This is a genomic window from Neobacillus sp. NPDC093182, from assembly GCF_044754045.1.
Genome location: NZ_JBIVOI010000003.1, coordinates 231789 through 249826 on the forward strand (window position 1 = coordinate 231789; position 18038 = coordinate 249826).

The 18038-nt window shown below is 39.8% G+C and carries 18 protein-coding genes; 11 read left to right on the top strand and 7 right to left on the bottom strand.

Going from position 1 to position 18038, the window contains the following annotated elements; all coding sequences use genetic code 11:
- Positions 1–56: 56 nt before the first annotated feature.
- A complete protein-coding gene (locus tag ACIQAA_RS08440) occupies positions 57–380 on the bottom strand; it encodes a hypothetical protein (protein ID WP_402617626.1) in 324 nt (107 codons plus the stop codon).
- Between the two features lie 144 nt (positions 381–524).
- On the opposite strand from ACIQAA_RS08440, the gene ACIQAA_RS08445 reads away from it, so the two are divergent.
- The 3 genes from ACIQAA_RS08445 to ACIQAA_RS08455 all read left to right on the top strand — a co-directional run bounded on the left by ACIQAA_RS08445 (position 525) and on the right by ACIQAA_RS08455 (position 3038).
- Complete coding sequence (locus ACIQAA_RS08445; protein ID WP_402617896.1) at positions 525–1187, top strand: TetR/AcrR family transcriptional regulator; 663 nt, start codon at positions 525–527, stop codon at positions 1185–1187.
- A 285-nt stretch (positions 1188–1472) separates the two neighbouring features.
- On the top strand, positions 1473–2600 hold the full coding sequence (locus ACIQAA_RS08450; RefSeq protein WP_402617629.1) for an amidohydrolase family protein: 1128 nt from the start codon (positions 1473–1475) through the stop codon (positions 2598–2600).
- A 21-nt stretch (positions 2601–2621) separates the two neighbouring features.
- Positions 2622–3038, top strand: a complete 417-nt coding sequence (locus ACIQAA_RS08455) for a Rieske (2Fe-2S) protein (RefSeq protein ID WP_402617632.1) — start codon at positions 2622–2624, stop codon at positions 3036–3038.
- 89 nt (positions 3039–3127) lie between these two features.
- Here the strand turns inward: ACIQAA_RS08455 and ACIQAA_RS08460 are convergent, their stop codons facing one another.
- Positions 3128–3790, bottom strand: a complete 663-nt coding sequence (locus tag ACIQAA_RS08460) for a TetR family transcriptional regulator (protein ID WP_402617635.1) — start codon at positions 3788–3790, stop codon at positions 3128–3130.
- A 214-nt stretch (positions 3791–4004) separates the two neighbouring features.
- Between ACIQAA_RS08460 and ACIQAA_RS08465 the strand changes: the two genes are divergently transcribed.
- The 7 genes from ACIQAA_RS08465 to ACIQAA_RS08495 all read left to right on the top strand — a co-directional run bounded on the left by ACIQAA_RS08465 (position 4005) and on the right by ACIQAA_RS08495 (position 12216).
- On the top strand, positions 4005–6056 hold the full coding sequence (locus ACIQAA_RS08465; RefSeq protein ID WP_402617637.1) for a CocE/NonD family hydrolase: 2052 nt from the start codon (positions 4005–4007) through the stop codon (positions 6054–6056).
- 18 nt (positions 6057–6074) lie between these two features.
- A complete protein-coding gene (locus tag ACIQAA_RS08470) occupies positions 6075–7217 on the top strand; it encodes a M24 family metallopeptidase (protein ID WP_402617639.1) in 1143 nt (380 codons plus the stop codon).
- A gap of 73 nt (positions 7218–7290) precedes the next feature.
- Positions 7291–8187, top strand: coding sequence for a DMT family transporter (locus ACIQAA_RS08475; protein WP_402617642.1), 897 nt, complete (start codon positions 7291–7293; stop codon positions 8185–8187).
- 137 nt (positions 8188–8324) lie between these two features.
- Entirely contained in the window at positions 8325–9413 is a 1089-nt protein-coding gene (locus tag ACIQAA_RS08480) for an ABC transporter substrate-binding protein (RefSeq protein ID WP_402617645.1), read from the top strand.
- 32 nt (positions 9414–9445) lie between these two features.
- A complete protein-coding gene (locus ACIQAA_RS08485; RefSeq protein ID WP_402617647.1) occupies positions 9446–10342 on the top strand; it encodes an ABC transporter permease in 897 nt (298 codons plus the stop codon).
- Entirely contained in the window at positions 10339–11148 is an 810-nt protein-coding gene (locus ACIQAA_RS08490; protein WP_402617650.1) for an ABC transporter permease, read from the top strand. Before ACIQAA_RS08485 ends, ACIQAA_RS08490 begins: the two co-directional genes overlap by 4 nt.
- A gap of 12 nt (positions 11149–11160) precedes the next feature.
- Positions 11161–12216 (top strand): ABC transporter ATP-binding protein, encoded by a 1056-nt coding sequence (locus ACIQAA_RS08495; RefSeq protein ID WP_402617653.1) that lies wholly within the window; start codon positions 11161–11163, stop codon positions 12214–12216.
- Positions 12217–12431: 215 nt separating this feature from the next.
- Here ACIQAA_RS08495 and ACIQAA_RS08500 read toward each other — a convergent pair whose 3' ends face one another.
- A complete protein-coding gene (locus tag ACIQAA_RS08500) occupies positions 12432–12713 on the bottom strand; it encodes an AEC family transporter (protein ID WP_402617899.1) in 282 nt (93 codons plus the stop codon).
- 264 nt (positions 12714–12977) lie between these two features.
- Positions 12978–13292 carry an HAD hydrolase family protein gene (locus ACIQAA_RS08505; RefSeq protein ID WP_402617657.1) on the bottom strand — a complete coding sequence of 105 codons (315 nt, stop codon included), beginning with the start codon at positions 13290–13292 and terminating at the stop codon, positions 12978–12980.
- Between the two features lie 515 nt (positions 13293–13807).
- Here ACIQAA_RS08505 and ACIQAA_RS08510 point away from each other — a divergent pair.
- Positions 13808–15106 (top strand): Glu/Leu/Phe/Val family dehydrogenase, encoded by a 1299-nt coding sequence (locus ACIQAA_RS08510; protein WP_402617659.1) that lies wholly within the window; start codon positions 13808–13810, stop codon positions 15104–15106.
- 372 nt (positions 15107–15478) lie between these two features.
- Here the strand turns inward: ACIQAA_RS08510 and ystJ are convergent, their stop codons facing one another.
- The 3 genes from ystJ to ACIQAA_RS08525 form a co-directional block, all read right to left on the bottom strand.
- Complete coding sequence (gene ystJ / locus ACIQAA_RS08515; protein ID WP_402617662.1) at positions 15479–16726, bottom strand: NADP-dependent malic enzyme; 1248 nt, start codon at positions 16724–16726, stop codon at positions 15479–15481.
- A gap of 91 nt (positions 16727–16817) precedes the next feature.
- Positions 16818–16964 carry a hypothetical protein gene (locus tag ACIQAA_RS08520; RefSeq protein ID WP_402617664.1) on the bottom strand — a complete coding sequence of 49 codons (147 nt, stop codon included), beginning with the start codon at positions 16962–16964 and terminating at the stop codon, positions 16818–16820.
- Positions 16965–17013: 49 nt separating this feature from the next.
- The gene (locus ACIQAA_RS08525; protein ID WP_402617667.1) at positions 17014–17514 is read right to left on the bottom strand and encodes an acyl-CoA thioesterase; all 501 of its coding nucleotides are present in this window, start codon (positions 17512–17514) and stop codon (positions 17014–17016) included.
- Positions 17515–18038 lie beyond the last annotated feature (524 nt).

The window sequence follows — 18038 nt, forward strand, 5'->3', positions numbered from 1 at the left end:
ACCTCCATTCTGACAGATTCTGCTTTTCCAGAGCTTGCTCTGTCCGAATGTGACCTCTATTCTGACAGATTCTGCTTTTCCAAAGCTTGCTCTGTCCGTATGGAACCTGCTTTCTGACACCTTCTGCTTTTTCGGGCGGCTGTCTGTCCGAATGTGACCTCCATTCTGACAGATTCTGCTTTTCCAGAGCTTGCTCTGTCCGAATGTGACCTCCATTCTGACAGATTCTGCTTTTCCAGAGCTTGCTCTGTCCGAATGTGACCTCTATTCTGACAGATTCTGCTTTTCCAAAGCTTGCTCTGTCCGAATGGGACAGGCATCCAGACAGCTTCAGCCTTTTTAGGGCTTTCCCCTTTTTCTGCAACTATAACTGAGCGCAAACTCCCTTCTAAATATAAAAAGCATCCAGTATTTAAGAGAAGTTTTTGTTGAGGATTTTGTTAGGTTTCAAGATTAGAAAGATTTAGTGTAAAATCAGAATATACCATTTATCTAATTTTCGTTTGATTATAAAAAATAAGGTTGTGTTTTCATTGAATAAGAAAGAGATTCAAATGGCGCGCATGTGGAAGTTTTTTGTGGATGCAACGGCCAAAATTATAGAGGAGGAAGGAGTAGAGAATGTAACCGCAAGAAAGATTGGTGACATTGCCGGATACACTAGCTCTACTATTTATAACTATTTTGATGAATTGTCCCACTTGATTTTTTTTGCGTCGATGCGATTTTTAAATCCCTATATAAAAGAACTAACTCTTTATATCGAAAACGCGAAAGGCCCGATTGAGAAATATTTATCAACCTGGGAGTGCTTTTGCAAACACTCTTTTAATAATCCACAGATTTATCATGCCATTTTTATCGCTGATTTGGGAAAGGAGGCAAATCAATTATTAAAGCAGTACTACACTGTGTTTAGAAATGATTTAGTCGAGTTACCTGAAGATATTAAATTTCTAGTTTTGGAGCATGATCTTTCTAAAAGAAGCCGGGCGATGATACGGGAAGCTATTGACGAAGGTATTTTAACCATGGAAGATATGGAAACAGTAAATGAAATTACCATTTTTCTTTGGAAAGGAATGCTGACAACCATTCTAAATAATCGTTTAGATTATACACCTGAAGAAGCTACCACCGTGACGATGAACTATATTCGTGAAATAACTTTTAAATATCTCCAATAAACCCCCACATAAACCTTTACTAAAACCCAGCTATCCTCCAAAAAAATAGCTGGGTTTTTTATTATCTTAAAGCATGTTAATAGACAGAAAATTTATAATAAATAAAATTTTGGATTGCCTATACTATAAAGCTATGATATTATCATATTCATAAAATGAACATGTTCATAATATGATTTAGTTCACCAAGTGCGATTTACTACTACATTTGTTTTATGGGTCTGTGAAAAAGTGGAATTGACCTGATTCCCATTCCCGCTAAATAAATTAATAGAGGTGTTGACCATGTTAACTTCAATTGAAAAAAGCCAATCAGACATTAACAAAGATGTATCACTAATTGATTGTGACGTTCATTGTTTTCTAGGTTCATTGGATGAACTCATCCCCTATTCTGATGAATGGCTGCATAAAATGATGAACTTTGGCAAATTTAGCAATCATTTTTTAAAAAACCAAACCGCTGGTGCTTTTGATTTCCCTAAAACTAGATATCACAACCCGAACCATGTGCTGCGTCTTGACGCTGCGACCCCTGACGGTGGTGTTCCTGGATCAGACCCAGTATTTTTAGCAAAGGATTTGTTCGATCGTTTTAATACGACTTATGGTATTTTAAATGTTGGACACGGGACAATGAGTTCATATCATAATGTAGATGTCCAAATTGCGTACAGCTCTGCCTGTAATGATTGGTTGATTGATAAATGGGGAAATACCGACAACCGCTATAAAATTGATATGGTTGTCCCAACAATTGATACAGATGGTACTGTAAAGGAAATTGAGAGAATTGGGAAAAATCCTGCTGTTGTAGGGATTAACTTACAAAATATCAATATACCTTTAGGAAAACGCCATTTTTGGCCCATCTACGAGATTGCAGAACAGTATGGTTTACCCATAGTCCTTCATCCTGATTCCGAAGGTTCCGGAGAATATGCACCTGCACAATTTATTGGACCAGCCTCAACCTATATGGAGTGGCATACATCCCTTTCTCTAGTTGCTCAAAGACAAATTATGAGTTTAGTGTGTGAAGGGGTATTTGAGAGGTTTCCTAATTTAAAAGTTGTATTTGTAGAATATGGCTTTGCTTGGATGCCGCATTTAATGTGGCGTTTAGATAAAGATTGGAAAGCGCTTCGAGATGAAATTCCTTGGGTAAAAATGCTGCCGAGTGAATACATTAGGAGAAATATCCGTCTTGCTACTCAGCCATTTGAAGAGGCATTTCGTCCAAAGGATATCTTATCCATTATTGAAATGATTAAAGCTGAGGATATGCTTGTATTTTCGAGTGATTATCCACATTGGGATGGAGAATATAGTACAGAGATATTCTCCCATTTTCCGGCGGATTTGAAAAAGAAAATATTTTATGAGAATGCATTAAAAACATATAGATTTTAATTTGGGAAAGAAGGGAATAACATGAGCACTGGGACCCTTAATCAAATTATTGTTTGTTCTGCAGCAGAACTATCTCCTGGAAGGCGTAAGGTGGTTACACTTGATAACAATGTAATTGTTATTGTTAATTCGGACGGTAAACTCTATGGCTTTCAAAGCAGATGTCCACACCAAGGGGCACCGCTGGAATTTGGCTCAATATCTGGTGCAATGAAAGATTCAGAGCCACATCAATATGAGTATGGCTGCCATAACCAAGTTGTCAGATGTCCATTACATGGATGGGGCTTTGATATGGAAACAGGTCAATCACTATTTAGTTCAAAAGTAAAAATCAAAACATACGAAATAAAAGAAGTAAATGATTCCATCGTTTTGTATGTTACTAGAAAACCAACTAAAGTATCTGTAACTGATTTACCTGTTGGGTGCAGTTAGTATAAAACTACAAAAGGCAGCTGAATGATTTCATTCTGCTGCCATTTTAAGCAGCCAATTGGGATTTTAGAATACCTGGTTGACCTATTTTAAAATTGAAAAACTGCTTCATTAAGTACGACTTCTTTAATATATTTCATAGTAATGTGTGTAGCCTCCTCAGGAGTATAGAGTTTGCGGTTATTTAATATATTGGTAAACATCCCCTGCCAGATAAGTATGGTCAGTTCATTAATGGCATCAACATTACTCTCTTTAATAAAGCCATCCTTTACAGCTGTCTCAAGAACTGGCCGTCCCCGTTTAGACATGTTTCGTTCCAGAAGAATCGATTTTAACTCCTCCGGAATATTGATTAAATCATTAGGGAAAAGATTATAATAATGCTCTAGCATCTGTTCCGGGTGCTCACCTAAATCGGAATTAAAAACGGCATGAAAGATTTGCGGACTCTGAAAGGAGTGCTTACAAAAACATTCCCATGCCAACAAATACTTTTCAAGCGAATTTTTTCCTCTTTCCATATAAACCGCCACTTCATCGGTATAAGGCTTCATAAACTTCATCGAGGCAAAAAAGATTAAATGAGAGACTTCAGAAAAATAATTATAGAGTGTGGCGCTATTATAGCCCGCTTTATCCGCCACTTTTCTGATGGTAATTTTATCAAGTCCTTCTTCCTCAATAATTTCGACTGTTGCCTCAACGAAATACTTCCACATCCTGCCCATCTGAATTTCTTTTTTATTCACTTGATTTCCTCCTACCCTATATCTCTTGTTATTTCATTATATAAAATTTTTAGAAAATTTAATATTGTTAATTATTAATACGCGTGATAAAATATCCGTAATTATAAAATAATCATGATTATCAATCATTCCCCTGTATTTTAACATGAATGATAGAGTTAGAACAACAAGATCTGATACTAGTAAAATTTGAAAAAAAACAGGAGGTTTTACTATGGTTTTCAATGTTCGTGATGAGTCTCTTTCCATTAAGACTGAGTTCCCGTACACGATCCGCGAAATTGAGCATGTCTGGATTCCAATGTCAGACGGAACTCGTCTTGCGGCCAAAATTTGGCTCCCAGAGAATGCAGAACAAAATCCGGTTCCAGCCGTTTTGGAGTATATCCCCTATCGTAAAAATGATTTTACAGCATTGAGAGACTCTATCCGCCATCCCTACTTTGCCGGGCATGGATATGCGAGTGTTCGTGTTGATTTACGCGGTTCCGGTGATTCTGATGGAATTCTCTATGATGAGTATTTACCACAAGAACAAGACGACGCATTAGAGGTCCTCGATTGGATATCCTCACAGCCATGGTCGACCGGGAGTGTTGGAATGATTGGTAAGTCGTGGGGCGGATTTAACGGATTGCAGGTGGCGGCGCGCCGGCATCCTGCCCTTAAAACAATCATCACTCTTTGTTCAACAGACGATCGTTATGCAGATGATGTGCACTACATGGGCGGATGTCTTCTCGCCTCGGATATGCTTTGGTGGGCTTCGACCATGCTGGTCTATAACGGCCGGCCAGCTGACCCGCAAATTGTTGGAGAGTCTTGGCGTTCATCGTGGCTGGAACGATTGGAAAAAACACCGCCATATGTAGAAGAGTGGGTCCGGCATCAGCGGCGTGATGCCTATTGGAAACACGGTTCCGTTTGTGAGAATTATTCCGACATTAATATCCCGGTATTTGCTGTTGGAGGCTGGGCTGATGGCTATACGAATGCCGTCCTTCGCCTGCTCGAAGGGCTGCCGGGACCGAAAAAAGGCCTTATCGGTCCTTGGACACACGAATACCCTGAAGTGGCTGTTCCAGGTCCGGCCATCGGCTTTTTACAGGAATGTTTACGCTGGTGGGACCAGTGGTTAAACGGTAAGGACACCGGTATCATGGAAGAACCATTGCTAAGGGCTTGGATCCAAGACAGTGTTCCGCCGAAAGTCGACTACTCCGTCAGCCCTGGCCGTTGGGTGGCAGAAACTGTATGGCCGTCTCCCGATATTAAACCCGTTGACTTTTGGCTTGATGAGAAGAAACTTACAAAAAACCTTGTACCAAATGAGCAATCAATAACAATTTCCAGTATACAGGAGCATGGACTCTATTCCGGTGTTTGGTGTCCGTTTGGCCAGCCGGGAGATTTTGCTTCTGATCAACGTATAGAGGATGCCAAATCAATCTGTTTTGCAACCGAACCATTGAAAGAAACAATGGAAATCCTTGGTTTCCCCGAAGTAAACGTGGAGCTTTCCTCTAACCGGCCGAATGCAATCCTTGCTGCACGTCTATGCGATGTAGCACCAGACGGATCTTCTACCTTAATAAGCTGGGGAATGCTTAATTTAACCCATCGGGACAGCCATGAGTTCCCTCAGCCGCTGATTCCCGGTAAACGTTATACAATAGCCGTTCGTCTCAATGCCAATGGTTATTCACTGCCTGTTGGCCATCGCATTCAATTGGCCCTATCACCAACTTACTGGCCGCATGCCTGGCCGTCTCCTGAGCCAGTCACATTGACCGTTTTCACAGGAGAAAAAACTCGTCTTGTATTACCTGTACGTCCGCCGCAAAAAAGAGATGAGGAACTGCCGCCGTTTAGTGTACCGGAAACAGCCGCCGTCATGGAACGGGTGATCCTGAGAGAGGAAAAACGGACTCGGAAAGTGGAACACGATTTGATTAATGGAATCTGGAAATTGGATGATTATTCGGATGAGGGTGAGCGGATGCTGCCTAAGACAGGGATTGAATACGGCAGTACCAATCGCAATATATACACCATCAAAGAAGGCGACCCATTATCTGCAGAAGTACGCTGCGAATGGACGATGAAGGTAGGACGGGGTGACTGGCAGACCCGATTAGAAAGTGTCAGCACAATGTCGTCCGATGCTGAAATGTTTTACCTCACAAATGAATTGACCGCATTTGACAATGAAGAACAGGTCTTCACGAAGATATGGAAGACGGAAATACCGCGCGATTTAGTTTGATTTCAAGGAATTAGTGAGGTGATTGGATTGAATTTTACTGGCAGAACGCAAGTGATTAGACAATATATGGAGGAAAAAGGGATAAAGCTCTCTCTTATTTGGGATCCGGATAATCAATACTATCTTAGCGGCTTCCGGGCAATTATCTACTCGCGCCCAATTGTTACCCTTATCAGAGAAAGCTTAATCGAGTTAATTATTCCGGGACTTGAGGAAGCGCATGCACGCGAGAAGGCGAATGTAGATCATCTACATGTATATCATGAACAGCTGGATAAGGGAAAACAAGAAATTTCCTATCAGGACCATTTAACCGAGATACTAAACAAATATCCTTCCGGTACAAGGGTTGGCGTTGAGTTGGGGTCCCTTCCTTCCAACGTCTACCTTTACCTTAGTAGTTTCGGCTTTGAGGTAGTCGATATAGGTAATAAAATCACCCAAATGCGGACCATTAAGGACCCGGAAGAGATTGAACGGCTGAAAATTGCGGGCAAGCTGTCAGACCATGCGATTGGAGAGTCTCTCAAAAATGTGCGGGTCGGCATTAGCGAGCTGGAGTTTGATTCATACGGAGATCAGTTTCTATTGGAAATTGCCTCAAGGGAATACCCGGATGAACTAATAGGTTACGCTAATTGGACCTGTTCAGGAATAAAACGGAGTGAAATGCCCCATCTCTATTCAAGCACTAGGAAATTTGCTGCTGGAGATGTGGTCGTCCATAGCCGTCAAGTATGGTTTAACGGCTATAGAGCAGAAAATGAACGGACCTTTTTTGTGGGAACTCCTTCAGATAAACAAAAGGACCTGTTAAAATTAGCGATTGAGGCACAACAAGCTGCCATGGAGCACATTAGACCAGGCATTACTGCCAAAGAGGTAGATTACGTTTCCTATCAAGTATTTAAAAAGGCCGGATATGGTGATTATGTCAATCACCGAGTTGGGCATGGGCTGGGATTATCAGAACATGAAGAGCCATATTTGCGTTTTGACAATGAGTTAATCCTTGAAGAGGGAATGGTTTACACAATAGAACCGGGTATTTATGTCCCAGGTCTCGGCGGATACCGTCATTCAGATACTGTGATTTTATCCAAAACCGGAAGCTTCTCGATTACCGAGTATCCCAGGGAAATAGAGCACTTACTATTTTAATAGAAGAAACTGGGAAAAATACCCGCGATTGCAGGAAGCTCGCGAAAATACTAAAAAAAGTAGAGTGAAAAACGTGAATAAGCATATCACGATGTTGATGGGTGCTATGGTGCTTTGGGGAACGACGATTCCACCAACAAAGTGGGCCATGGAAGCGCTCCCGCCGTTCACCGTAACGTTTTTACGTTTACTTCTTGCATCCTTATTTTTAGCCCCTATAGTTTGGTGGCAAACAAGTCGTAACAAAGATAAACCAAAGATTCCCTGGGGGCGCATGTTGGTTCTTTCTTTTACTGGTGTGGTTGGCTATTTTATGATTAGCAGCATTGGACTAAATATGACAAGTGCAGTAAATGCTTCCATTCTTAATGCATCATTGCCACTTTTTACAATAATGCTTTCATCTTTGTACCTGAAAGAGCAGATCTCTGCCTCTCAGTGGTGCGGCTTGTTTCTTGGGGTTGCAGGTGTCCTGGTGATTACCTTCAATCCAGGCATGGAAGTAAAAAAAAGTTCTCTTATTGGAGACGGAGTCATTCTTTTAAGCTGCTTTATTTGGGCGATTTATATTGTGCTGATGAAACGACCAAAGGGTGAGGAAAGGCTATCCAATGAAATGTTTACGTTTTTAACCCTTTTCCTTGGGGCTGTGATGATGCTGCCGGCTGTCATTAGTGATGCTTTTGGATATGACCACCATTTCTTTAGCTGGAAAGCAGCACTTAGTATCCTATTTCTAGCACTTGTTCCTACCATTGCTGCCTATTGGCTATGGAACCAAGCCCTAAAGTATATTTCCGCTCCAACCGCAGGTGCCTATTTAAATACCTTACCTCTTTTTAGTGTTTTGTTTTCGATGGGATTACTAGGTGAATCGATAACATGGAGATTAATTGCTGGCGGAGTGTTCATTTTAATAGGCGTTTTTTGGACGGAAAAAAGAATTCAGAGGAGCGAAACATTTTTCTAAATTTATTGAATATTTAGATTGCGGTAAATATTATGCCGATGATATACTAACCTTATAAATTTGGTAATCATGATTGAAAAATAACTATGAGTTGTTGAACTGTTTTTTTACAAAAAAATGTAAAGCGGGGTTTTGGTATGAGAAAATTTAAGGTTGGTTCACTTTCCATTCTTATTACGGGCGCACTTTTACTATCTGCTTGTGGTGCAGGATCAACAGAAAAGACATCGAAGGAAAATGGTGGTTCAAACGGAACTTCGGGCAATACCGGTCAGGCGGTCATTGGAACTTGGGGAGGTGACTATCAACAATTATTAAAGGAAAATGTGGATAGTGCACTTGTTAAGGACCAGCCTAATTTAAAAGTGGTGTATGCTACCGGTGATGAAACATCACGGATGACAAAAATGCGTGCTGAAAAGTCCGGATCAGGTACGTATGATGTTGTCCATCAAGCTGACTACGAGTTCCAAGAATTAATCAATGATGATTTGCTTACTAAATTGGACTATGGCAAGATGGCAAATGCCTCTCATGTTCGTTCGACTATTAAAAATGATTACTTCATACCACATATCTACAGTGCGTCAGTCATTGTATATAACAAAGATAAAGTCAAGCCTGCTCCAGATTCTTGGAAGGTTCTTTGGGACCAGCAGTACAAAGGGAAGGTTGGAATTCTAAATTCCCTATGGACCAGCTGGCTATACGCTGCTGCTGCAGTAGATGGCAAAAATAATACAAGTGACTGGGAAGATTCTTGGAAAACATTGGTGAAAATTACAAACATGGAGCCTAAAATTTATGCGACGCAAGAAGAACTAGGACAAGCATTACAAACAGGTGAAGTCACCTTGGGTATCTCTTATCGCTCTCGTGCCGTTCAATGGTCGCAGGCAGGCGGCGAGCCACTCGGTAATGTCGTACCAAAGGAAGGCTCATATAGTGTAGTATTTGGAGCAGCTATCCCAAAAAATGCAAAAAATCCTGATGGCGGCTATGCTTATATGAATGCCATGTTAGATCAAAAGGGTCAGGCTGGATTTGCAGAAAAAATGGGCTATGCCCCAACGGTTGATAATGCGGATTTATCAGATGAGTTGAAGAAAACGATTGATTTTACTGAGGATGAGGCAGCAAGAATTAAAGCACCTGATTTGAAATATATTGCCGAGAACAATGCTATATGGAAAGAAAAATTTGAGAAAGAAATACTCTCTAAATAATCCAAACAAATTTAGAAGAGGAGAGGGTATTTGTGAAGAGTAACATTGAGAAAAATAATCAGGCTTTAGTAGTGGGACCTTTAATGGGTCCCACTACCATAATCGTTACGCTCATGTTTTTACTGCCTCTCATTATTTTTTTAAGAAGCAGTCTGAATGAGTTTGTCCCTGGTCAGTTTATGAAGACGGCGTGGACGCTTGAGAGCTTTAAAAATTTCCTGACAGATCCTTTTTATTTAAATATTCTATGGCGTACCTTTTATATTTCCTTATCATCCACTCTGCTTTCACTCGTTTTAGGCTTCCCCGTTGCTTATTTCCTTGTACGGATGAAATCTAAGAGAAAAAGTATGATTATTATGCTCATCGTCTTTCCATTATTGGTTGGAAATATGATCAGAAATGTCGGCTGGATTGCCCTGTTTAGCGGTTCAGGGCTGGTGAATCGCTGGATGATGTCACTCGGATTCATTCAAGAGCCTATGCAGATATTGCAAACTCCACTTTCTGTCATTATCGCTATAACGAATGTGGTTCTTCCGTATATGGTGTTAACCCTGCAATCCGTATTGGAGCGAATTGATCCTGCCCTTGAGGAAGCGGCCTACGACCTTGGTGCTTCACGCTGGACGGTTATGAAATCGATTGTTTTACCACTCGGTATGCCTGGAATTTTGGCTGGAACCCTGTTTGTATTCGTCCTTTCGATGAATTCGTATACAACCCCGCTCGTGATTGGCGGCCCAAAGGTACAAATGATGGCTCCTGCACTGTATTCCCAAATTACCCAAGCATCAAACTGGCCGATGGGAGCAGCAATGGCTTTCATTCTAATCGTTTTTACATTAGCTTTATCGCTTGTCTACTTAATGATTATGGAGAAATTTACTGGTAAAACAAGTGCAGCGGGAACGGAGGTAAAAGGATGAGTCAATCGATTGTTTCACGGGTCTTCTCAAAAGCAGGTATCTTTCTTATTTTCGCCTTTATGCTCCTTCCAGTTGTGATGGTGGTCTGGATATCGTTTTTTAGTTCTTCTGCAATCATGTTTCCACCAAAAGGCTACTCCCTTCAGTGGTACGGAAAATTATTAGAACAAGAAAATTTTTTAAATGCTTTCCTTTATAGTATAAGAGTTTCTTTCATTGCAATGGTAATCTCATTGGCTTTGGGGCTTTTAAGCTCTATCGCGATTACTCGGTATGAATTTAAAGGGAAACAACTTTTACAATCGTTATTCCTATCGCCATTGGTTGTCCCTGCGATTATTACTGGTATTGCCATTTACATTTTTATGTTCAACTTAGGACAAATCCTTGGAATCAATTTTGTCCCAAGCACGTGGTCATTGATTCTAGCTAATTTTGTGATAACCATTCCCTGGACTGTTCGATTACTGACAGCGGGGCTTCAGGGAGTCAATAAATCCCAAGAAGAAGCTGCCATTGATTTAGGAGCAAGCCGATTTCAAGCCTTTTGGTATGTAACCTTGCCTTCCATTCGTCCCTCGCTGGTGGCAGCTGGAATTATTGCTTTTATCTTTTCTTTTGACAGCTTGGAACTTAGTTTAATGCTTGTTAGTCCTGGTCAAAGTACATTGCCAATAGAAATACTAAATTATGTTTTCTGGAAACTTGACCCGTTAATTGCGGCTGTTTCAACCGTACAGATTATTATTGTTGGCATTTTGATGGTCATAGCTGACCGCTTTGTCGGATTAAGTAAGGTTTTTTAGAGGAGGGTCATTATGGCTGAGGTTGTATTAAACCATGTTAAAAAGAAATTCGGCGGTTCATTAGCTGTGAAAGATATGGATATAAAAATTGAAAAAGGAGAACTGGTATCGTTTCTCGGGCCTAGCGGCTGTGGAAAAAGTACCACTCTTCGTATGGTAGCGGGATTTTTGCAGCCTGATGAGGGACAAATATTCATTGGCGGTAAAGATGTGACCCGAATTCCTGCCAATAAAAGAGATACGGCGTTAGTGTTCCAGAACTACGCCCTATTCCCTCATATGAACATTTTCGATAATGTCGCTTTTGGGTTAAAAATGCGGAAACTTTCAAAAGATGAGATACGCACGCGTGTGAATGAAGCCTTGGAAATGGTGCATCTCGAGAAATTCAGCGAAAGATACCCGCGTCAACTCTCTGGCGGTCAGCAGCAGCGTGTTGCGCTGGCTCGTGCGATTGTGGTCAAGCCTCGTCTCCTTTTATTAGACGAACCGCTAAGTAATCTAGATGCAAAGCTTAGAATTGCCATGCGCAATCAAATTAGAGAACTTCAGCAAAAGCTAGACTTGACGGCGATTTTTGTAACACATGACCAAGAAGAAGCCCTTGTTCTATCTGATCGAATTGTCGTTCTAGAGCAAGGAAGCATTCGTCAAATTGGAAGTCCGCAAGAAGTATTCGATACGCCCAAGACACATTTTGTTGCTGACTTTGTAGGAATCCGGAACTTTTTTGATGGCTACTTCGAAGACAACGTGTTTATTACCAAAAGCGGTCTAACCATCATAACACATTCCACTGGTGACCCTGAGAGTAAGATGATTGGGATTCGTTCGAATATGATCGTAATTAACCCAAATAACCCGGACTTGTATGAAAATAAGGCCATGGTTAAAGTCCAATCGATTATCTACCGCGGTACCAGTGTAGAGATTACAGGGGTCTTTTCAACGGGTGAAACCATTGAAATTGAAATGCCTTCAGAACAGTTTAAGCTAAATACAATTGGTTTAGAAGATGAGATAATGGTTTATTGGAAGGCTGATAATGTGCTGCCACTGACAGAATAATAGTTTTTATGAAAAGGTATCAGTAGAATTAACAACAGCTTGTAACAGAACATTTCCAATCGCAATCCCCTTATCCAGTCAAAGTGCTCCGGTGAAAAGGAAAAAGTCATCGGGATAAACCATATGGTAATCCCGATGAAAAGCGATGTTAAACCAATAATTAAAGTCAATTTACTTGTAGGTTTATTAACTATTTTTTGAACTAGTGATTTAAATTACGGAAATATTAGTTTAGAAAGGTAAATAACTATAGCTACCGTAAAACAACTAGATAGAGTTGTGAGAATGACAATTGATGAAGCGATTTCAGGATAGTTATCATAGTCTAATGCTAGTAAAGATGCACTCCGATTGGACGGAAATGCACTTGATATAAATAAAGCCTGTGCAATGGTACCTTCAATCTGAAGCAGTAAAATAACGCCCAGCCCAACCATTGGGGAAAGAACCAGCTTGAAGAGCGAGGAAAAGATAACTATTTTGGAAATAGATTTAATTTATAAATAAGCAATTTGACCGCCTAATGTGATCAATGCCACCGCCACAAAGGCATTATCCGCGATCACTTTGTCCAAATGACACCTGCATTCTGACAAATTCCCCTAATCTCATTGAGATCTCTCCTGATTTGTCTTTCATCACACTTATGAAGGACTAATCTCATTGAGATTTCTCCCGGTTTGTCTTTCATCACACTTATGAAGGACTAATCTCATTGAGATTTCTCCCGGTTTGTCTTTCATCACGCTTATGGAGGCTCTCTATAATAAATAACCTCGGATCGCCTGAGCAACCCCCGCTTCCTGATTACTTCCCGTCACCTGATCGGCCAGTGCCTTTACTTTATCTGGTGCATTGCCCATTGCAATTCCAAGTCCTGCTGCCTTCAGCATCAGGGAATCATTAAAATTATCTCCAATCGCTGCGATTTGGGAGACAGGGATGTTGTATTTCTCACTTAGCTTTAAAAGTGACGAAGCTTTGCTTACTCCTGATGGTGATATCTCTAAATTTAAAAAATTCTTTTGGAACGAGTAATGTATCTCCTTCGTAAAAATGTGCGTAGAAACCTTCACCCTCACATAATTCCCAGAAACTCAATAAGCGGTCATGTACAAAAATTTCCTGTTCACTGATCTCGCCATTTTCATCCAGAATAATGGCCCCATTATAAGCGATGTCATTGGCGTCATTGGGATTACCGATTTTAATAGTTATATAGTCTAGGTAATCGGTTTTAGGACAATCGTTCTTATATAATACCGATACAAAAGGGAATTCTTTTTTAAAAATTTATTTTATTTTTGTATTTTTCCGTATGATTATGTAGTTTCTACTATAAAGTAAACTTATGTTTTTTAAGGAAATGTGAAAGCGCTTAATATTTTAGTATTTAGAGTTAAGAATGATCTTGAGAAAAGTAGATGAAGAAAACAAGAGTTCATATACCTTTCTACTATCCTGTTGATTTATTTTTTAGGATTTACGGAGGTGGGGATTTCCCAAAGCCGATTACTTCAGCAATACAAATTCGATTGGATGATTAGGGAAAGTCTCCAAGTTAACTATTTTAGACTAAGAGGTGTAAAAAATGAAAATGACAGATCTTGTTAATACTAATCAAGTGCAAAAGCCATGTAATAATGAAAGTGAAACAATAGATTTATTAACTTCAACTCAATTGATTATAAAAGAGGCGGTTCAAAATTTAGGGTATAACGATGAGGTATATGAGCTGCTAAAGGAACCACTTAGAACAATCACAGTACGTATCCCAGTTCGAATGGATGACGGTTCCATTAAAATTTTTACCGGTTACCGTTCGCAACATAACGATGCAGTAGGTCCGACAAAAGGTGGAGTACGTTTTCATCCTGAAGTCAATGAAGCAGAGGTAAAAGCATTATCTATCTGGATGAGTTTAAAGTGCGGGATTGCAAATCTTCCTTACGGCGGTGGAAAAGGTGGTATTATTTGTGACCCAAGAAACATGTCGTTTAGGGAACTAGAGAGATTAAGTCGTGGATATGTTCGTGCTATCAGCCAAATTGTCGGTCCTACAAAAGACATTCCGGCACCTGATGTATATACAAACTCTCAAATTATGGCTTGGATGATGGATGAGTACAGTCGTCTTCGTGAATTTGATTCCCCTGGTTTTATTACAGGTAAGCCGCTTGTTTTAGGGGGATCACAAGGTCGTGAAACCGCAACAGCTCGCGGTGTGACAATTTGTATTGAAGAAGCTGTAAAGAAAAAAAACATTGAATTACAAGGTGCACGAATCGTGATTCAAGGCTTTGGAAATGCTGGAAGTTTTTTAGCCAAATTCATGCATGATGCTGGAGCAAAGGTGATTGGTATATCAGATGCACATGGCGCTCTATATGATCCAGAAGGGCTTGATATTGATTATTTACTTGATCGGCGCGATAGTTACGGTACAGTTACAACTTTATTTACAAATGTCATTACCAATCAAGAATTACTTGAGAAAGAATGTGACATTCTTGTGCCAGCTGCCATTTCCAACCAAATTACAGCGCAAAATGCTGGTCGTATTAAGGCAGCGATTGTGGTGGAGGCAGCAAACGGACCAACAACCCTTGAAGCGACAAAAATTTTGGATGAAAGAGGAGTCCTTCTTGTACCTGACATACTGGCAAGTACAGGTGGTGTCACCGTTTCTTACTTTGAATGGGTTCAAAATAATCAAGGATATTATTGGTCAGAGGATGAGGTTGCTGAAAAACTGAGAAACGTGATGGTCACTTCCTTTGAAGAAATTTATCAAACATCACAGACCCGTCATGTTGATATGCGTTTAGCAGCATATATGGTTGGCATAAGAAAACCGGCTGAAGCTTCGCGTTACCGGGGCTGGATATAATCTTAAACGATTTACCAAGTATGGCAGCAAAAACTATTACTTTAATCTTGTATTTTTTAAAAATCGTTTTTTGATAGAATGCAAAAGTTGAAAATTCTTATGACATATTTAATTCGTCCTAATAGATAAAAAAAGATGGTAAAGGATATTGCTCCTTACCATCTTTTCTGCTTTATTTAATGTATCTTTAAAAAAGCTGACGAGTTTTTCGTATTAATTTTGCCATTTTAACTGTCATTTAAGCAGTTATTTTTGAAAAAGCACCTCAAAACGGACCCCTTTACTAATTGATACAGGCTTTTAACTTTTTCGTCAATATGTGCCCAAACGAATGGTATGAGACCTTAGTTTAACTTTAATTAGGAAATGGATTTATTCTAAAGCAGTTTGTTTTTCTTCTGCCAACGCTAATATGCGCTCTTTTACTTGTTTCGCATTAACAAGCTTTTGCGAAACACCTGTTTCCATTGCTGCGTTAGCAACTGCTTCTGCTACATAAGCCGCTACTCTTCGGTCAAATGGATTTGGAATTACATAATCAGCGCAAAGATCTTCATCTGCAATTAATCCGGCAATCGCATAAACGGCTGCGAGTTTCATTTCTTCGTTGATTTCTTTGGCGTAAACGTCTAAAGCACCACGAAAAATACCGGGGAATGCAAGTACGTTATTGATCTGATTTGGAAAATCTGAACGACCTGTTCCGACTACGAGTGCTCCCGCTTCAATTGCTAATTGAGGCATGATTTCAGGCACCGGATTTGCCATCGCAAAAATGATCGAACTATGATTCATTGAACGAACCATTTCTTTCGTGACGACACCTGGGGCTGATACTCCCACAAACACATCTGCTCCCACAAGAGCATCTGCCAGCGTACCTTGTTTTAGTTCTCTATTGGTAATACGAGCCATTTCCTCTTTAAATGGATTCATTCCAAACGGGCGTCCTTCATAAATAATTCCTTTTGTATCACATAAAATAACGTCTTTTACACCCATATGCAGCAGCAACTTGACAATCGCTACGCCTGCAGATCCGGCACCATTTACGACAACGCGAATCTCTCCTATTTTTTTGTTTGCTAGTTTCAAAGCATTGAGTAACCCAGCCGCTGTTACAATAGCTGTACCGTGCTGATCGTCATGGAAAACTGGAATATTACATATCTTTCGTAGCCGATCTTCAATTTCAAAACATTGCGGTGCAGCGATATCTTCTAAGTTCACTCCGCCAAAAGTCGGTTCCAATAATTTAACGACCTCCACAATCCTGTCCGAATCTGTTGTACCTAAGCAAATCGGGAATGCATCCACATCTGCAAACAATTTGAATAACAAAGCTTTCCCTTCCATGACCGGCATGGAAGCTTGCGGGCCGATATTCCCAAGACCCAGTACGGCTGTTCCATCTGAAACAACGGCAACAAGATTCCCCTTCATCGTGTATTCATACGCTTTGCTTTCATCTTCATAAATTTCCAAGCACGGATTCGCTACCCCTGGAGAATAAGCGAGACTTAAATCTTTCGCATTACGCACTGGAACTTTTGAATGAACACCAAGCTTTCCACGATTCTCCTTGTGCATCTTTAATGATTCTTTACGTAAAGTGGACATATATGTCGCTCCTTAATTTAATTGATATTTGTTTTAGTAAACAAATAGTTAAAAAATTCTCAAACCACATGAGTAAGATCTTTAATAGTAGCTAAGCAACAAAATAATCATTAAAGTAAACAATCTCGGAAAGAATCTTGCATCCTTGAATATTCTTGAAAGCTTCCCTTGCATCTTTTTCCGTGTCAAATTCAAACATCGAAGTATTTTCCTTTGAATAGACAGTGATTACCCACATAAAAAATTCCCCCTATAAAAGATTACTGTTCCTCTTGTCAATCCAAGGGCTAATTTGTAGTTAAAAATGAGGCTAATTCTTTACTTTTTTGTTTTCTTTCTTTGCGCATTGTTGCTCGCTCTGGAGCAGTTTCGTGTAACTTTCTCTCTTCTTTTGTTTCCGGAATGACTTGTGGAACACGCGTTGGGCGTCCATGTTCATCAAGTGCAACAAAGGTTAAGAGGGCAGTCGCTGCCATCTTACGCTCACCGCTTTTTAAGTCTTCTGCAATAATTTTTACAAATACCTCCATTGATGAAGTACCGGTCCATGTCACATAGGATTCGAAACAGACTGAATCTGTTGGTCGAATGGGATGTAAAAAGTCAACTGAATCTGTTGAAGCCGTTACACATTCCCTTCGACTATGACGCGCTGCGGAAATGGAGGCGACTTGGTCCAAATCACTCATTAACCGACCACCAAATAAGGTATTGTGATTATTTACATCGTTTGGGAATACGCGACTAGTCCGAATCACTCGTGATTCTTTACAATATTTTACTTCCATTCACACATCTCCCTAAAAGATATTAATCTGTTTATACATCATTATGGGTTATCCTTCTTCCTACCAAGAAACAAACCAAAATATGAAGCGTTTTCACATTTGTTTTTCATAAAGAATGTAGATTTAATTTATAATACGAACTACATAAAAATACGGAAAAATACATAAATAAAATCAATTTTTTATCAGATCTGCTTAGCCCTTGGTTGGACTAACGCTGGTATTGGGCCAAATCGGATTATAAAGTGCAAAGGAATATGATATTGAAATAACAGAAAAAAGCTGCCGAGGCAGCTTTTTTTCATGTTAGATTAAGAAGCCTTTTCAACTTCTTCAATATCAAATGTATGAGGTACTATAAAAGGGACTTAGCCTACAAGGTATGGGTGCAAAATATTTCATTGTTTTTCGACAAAAGACATCTTTTAATACCGAAAAGTTCTAGTTTAACAGTTTTATTTCAATATAACTTTACGGTATCGTGAAGTATTCATTGTTATTTACTTATACGAATAATCTCTACT

Coding starts and splice junctions, on each gene's coding strand:
- ACIQAA_RS08450 (WP_402617629.1), top strand. CDS start 1,473: ATGTTAACTTCAATTGAAAAAAGCCAATCAGACATTAACAAAGATGTA.
- ACIQAA_RS08455 (WP_402617632.1), top strand. CDS start 2,622: ATGAGCACTGGGACCCTTAATCAAATTATTGTTTGTTCTGCAGCAGAA.
- ACIQAA_RS08465 (WP_402617637.1), top strand. CDS start 4,005: ATGGTTTTCAATGTTCGTGATGAGTCTCTTTCCATTAAGACTGAGTTC.
- ACIQAA_RS08480 (WP_402617645.1), top strand. CDS start 8,325: ATGAGAAAATTTAAGGTTGGTTCACTTTCCATTCTTATTACGGGCGCA.
- ACIQAA_RS08490 (WP_402617650.1), top strand. CDS start 10,339: ATGAGTCAATCGATTGTTTCACGGGTCTTCTCAAAAGCAGGTATCTTT.
- ACIQAA_RS08495 (WP_402617653.1), top strand. CDS start 11,161: ATGGCTGAGGTTGTATTAAACCATGTTAAAAAGAAATTCGGCGGTTCA.
- ACIQAA_RS08510 (WP_402617659.1), top strand. CDS start 13,808: ATGAAAATGACAGATCTTGTTAATACTAATCAAGTGCAAAAGCCATGT.
- ystJ (WP_402617662.1), bottom strand. CDS start 16,726: ATGTCCACTTTACGTAAAGAATCATTAAAGATGCACAAGGAGAATCGT.
- ACIQAA_RS08520 (WP_402617664.1), bottom strand. CDS start 16,964: ATGTGGGTAATCACTGTCTATTCAAAGGAAAATACTTCGATGTTTGAA.
- ACIQAA_RS08525 (WP_402617667.1), bottom strand. CDS start 17,514: ATGGAAGTAAAATATTGTAAAGAATCACGAGTGATTCGGACTAGTCGC.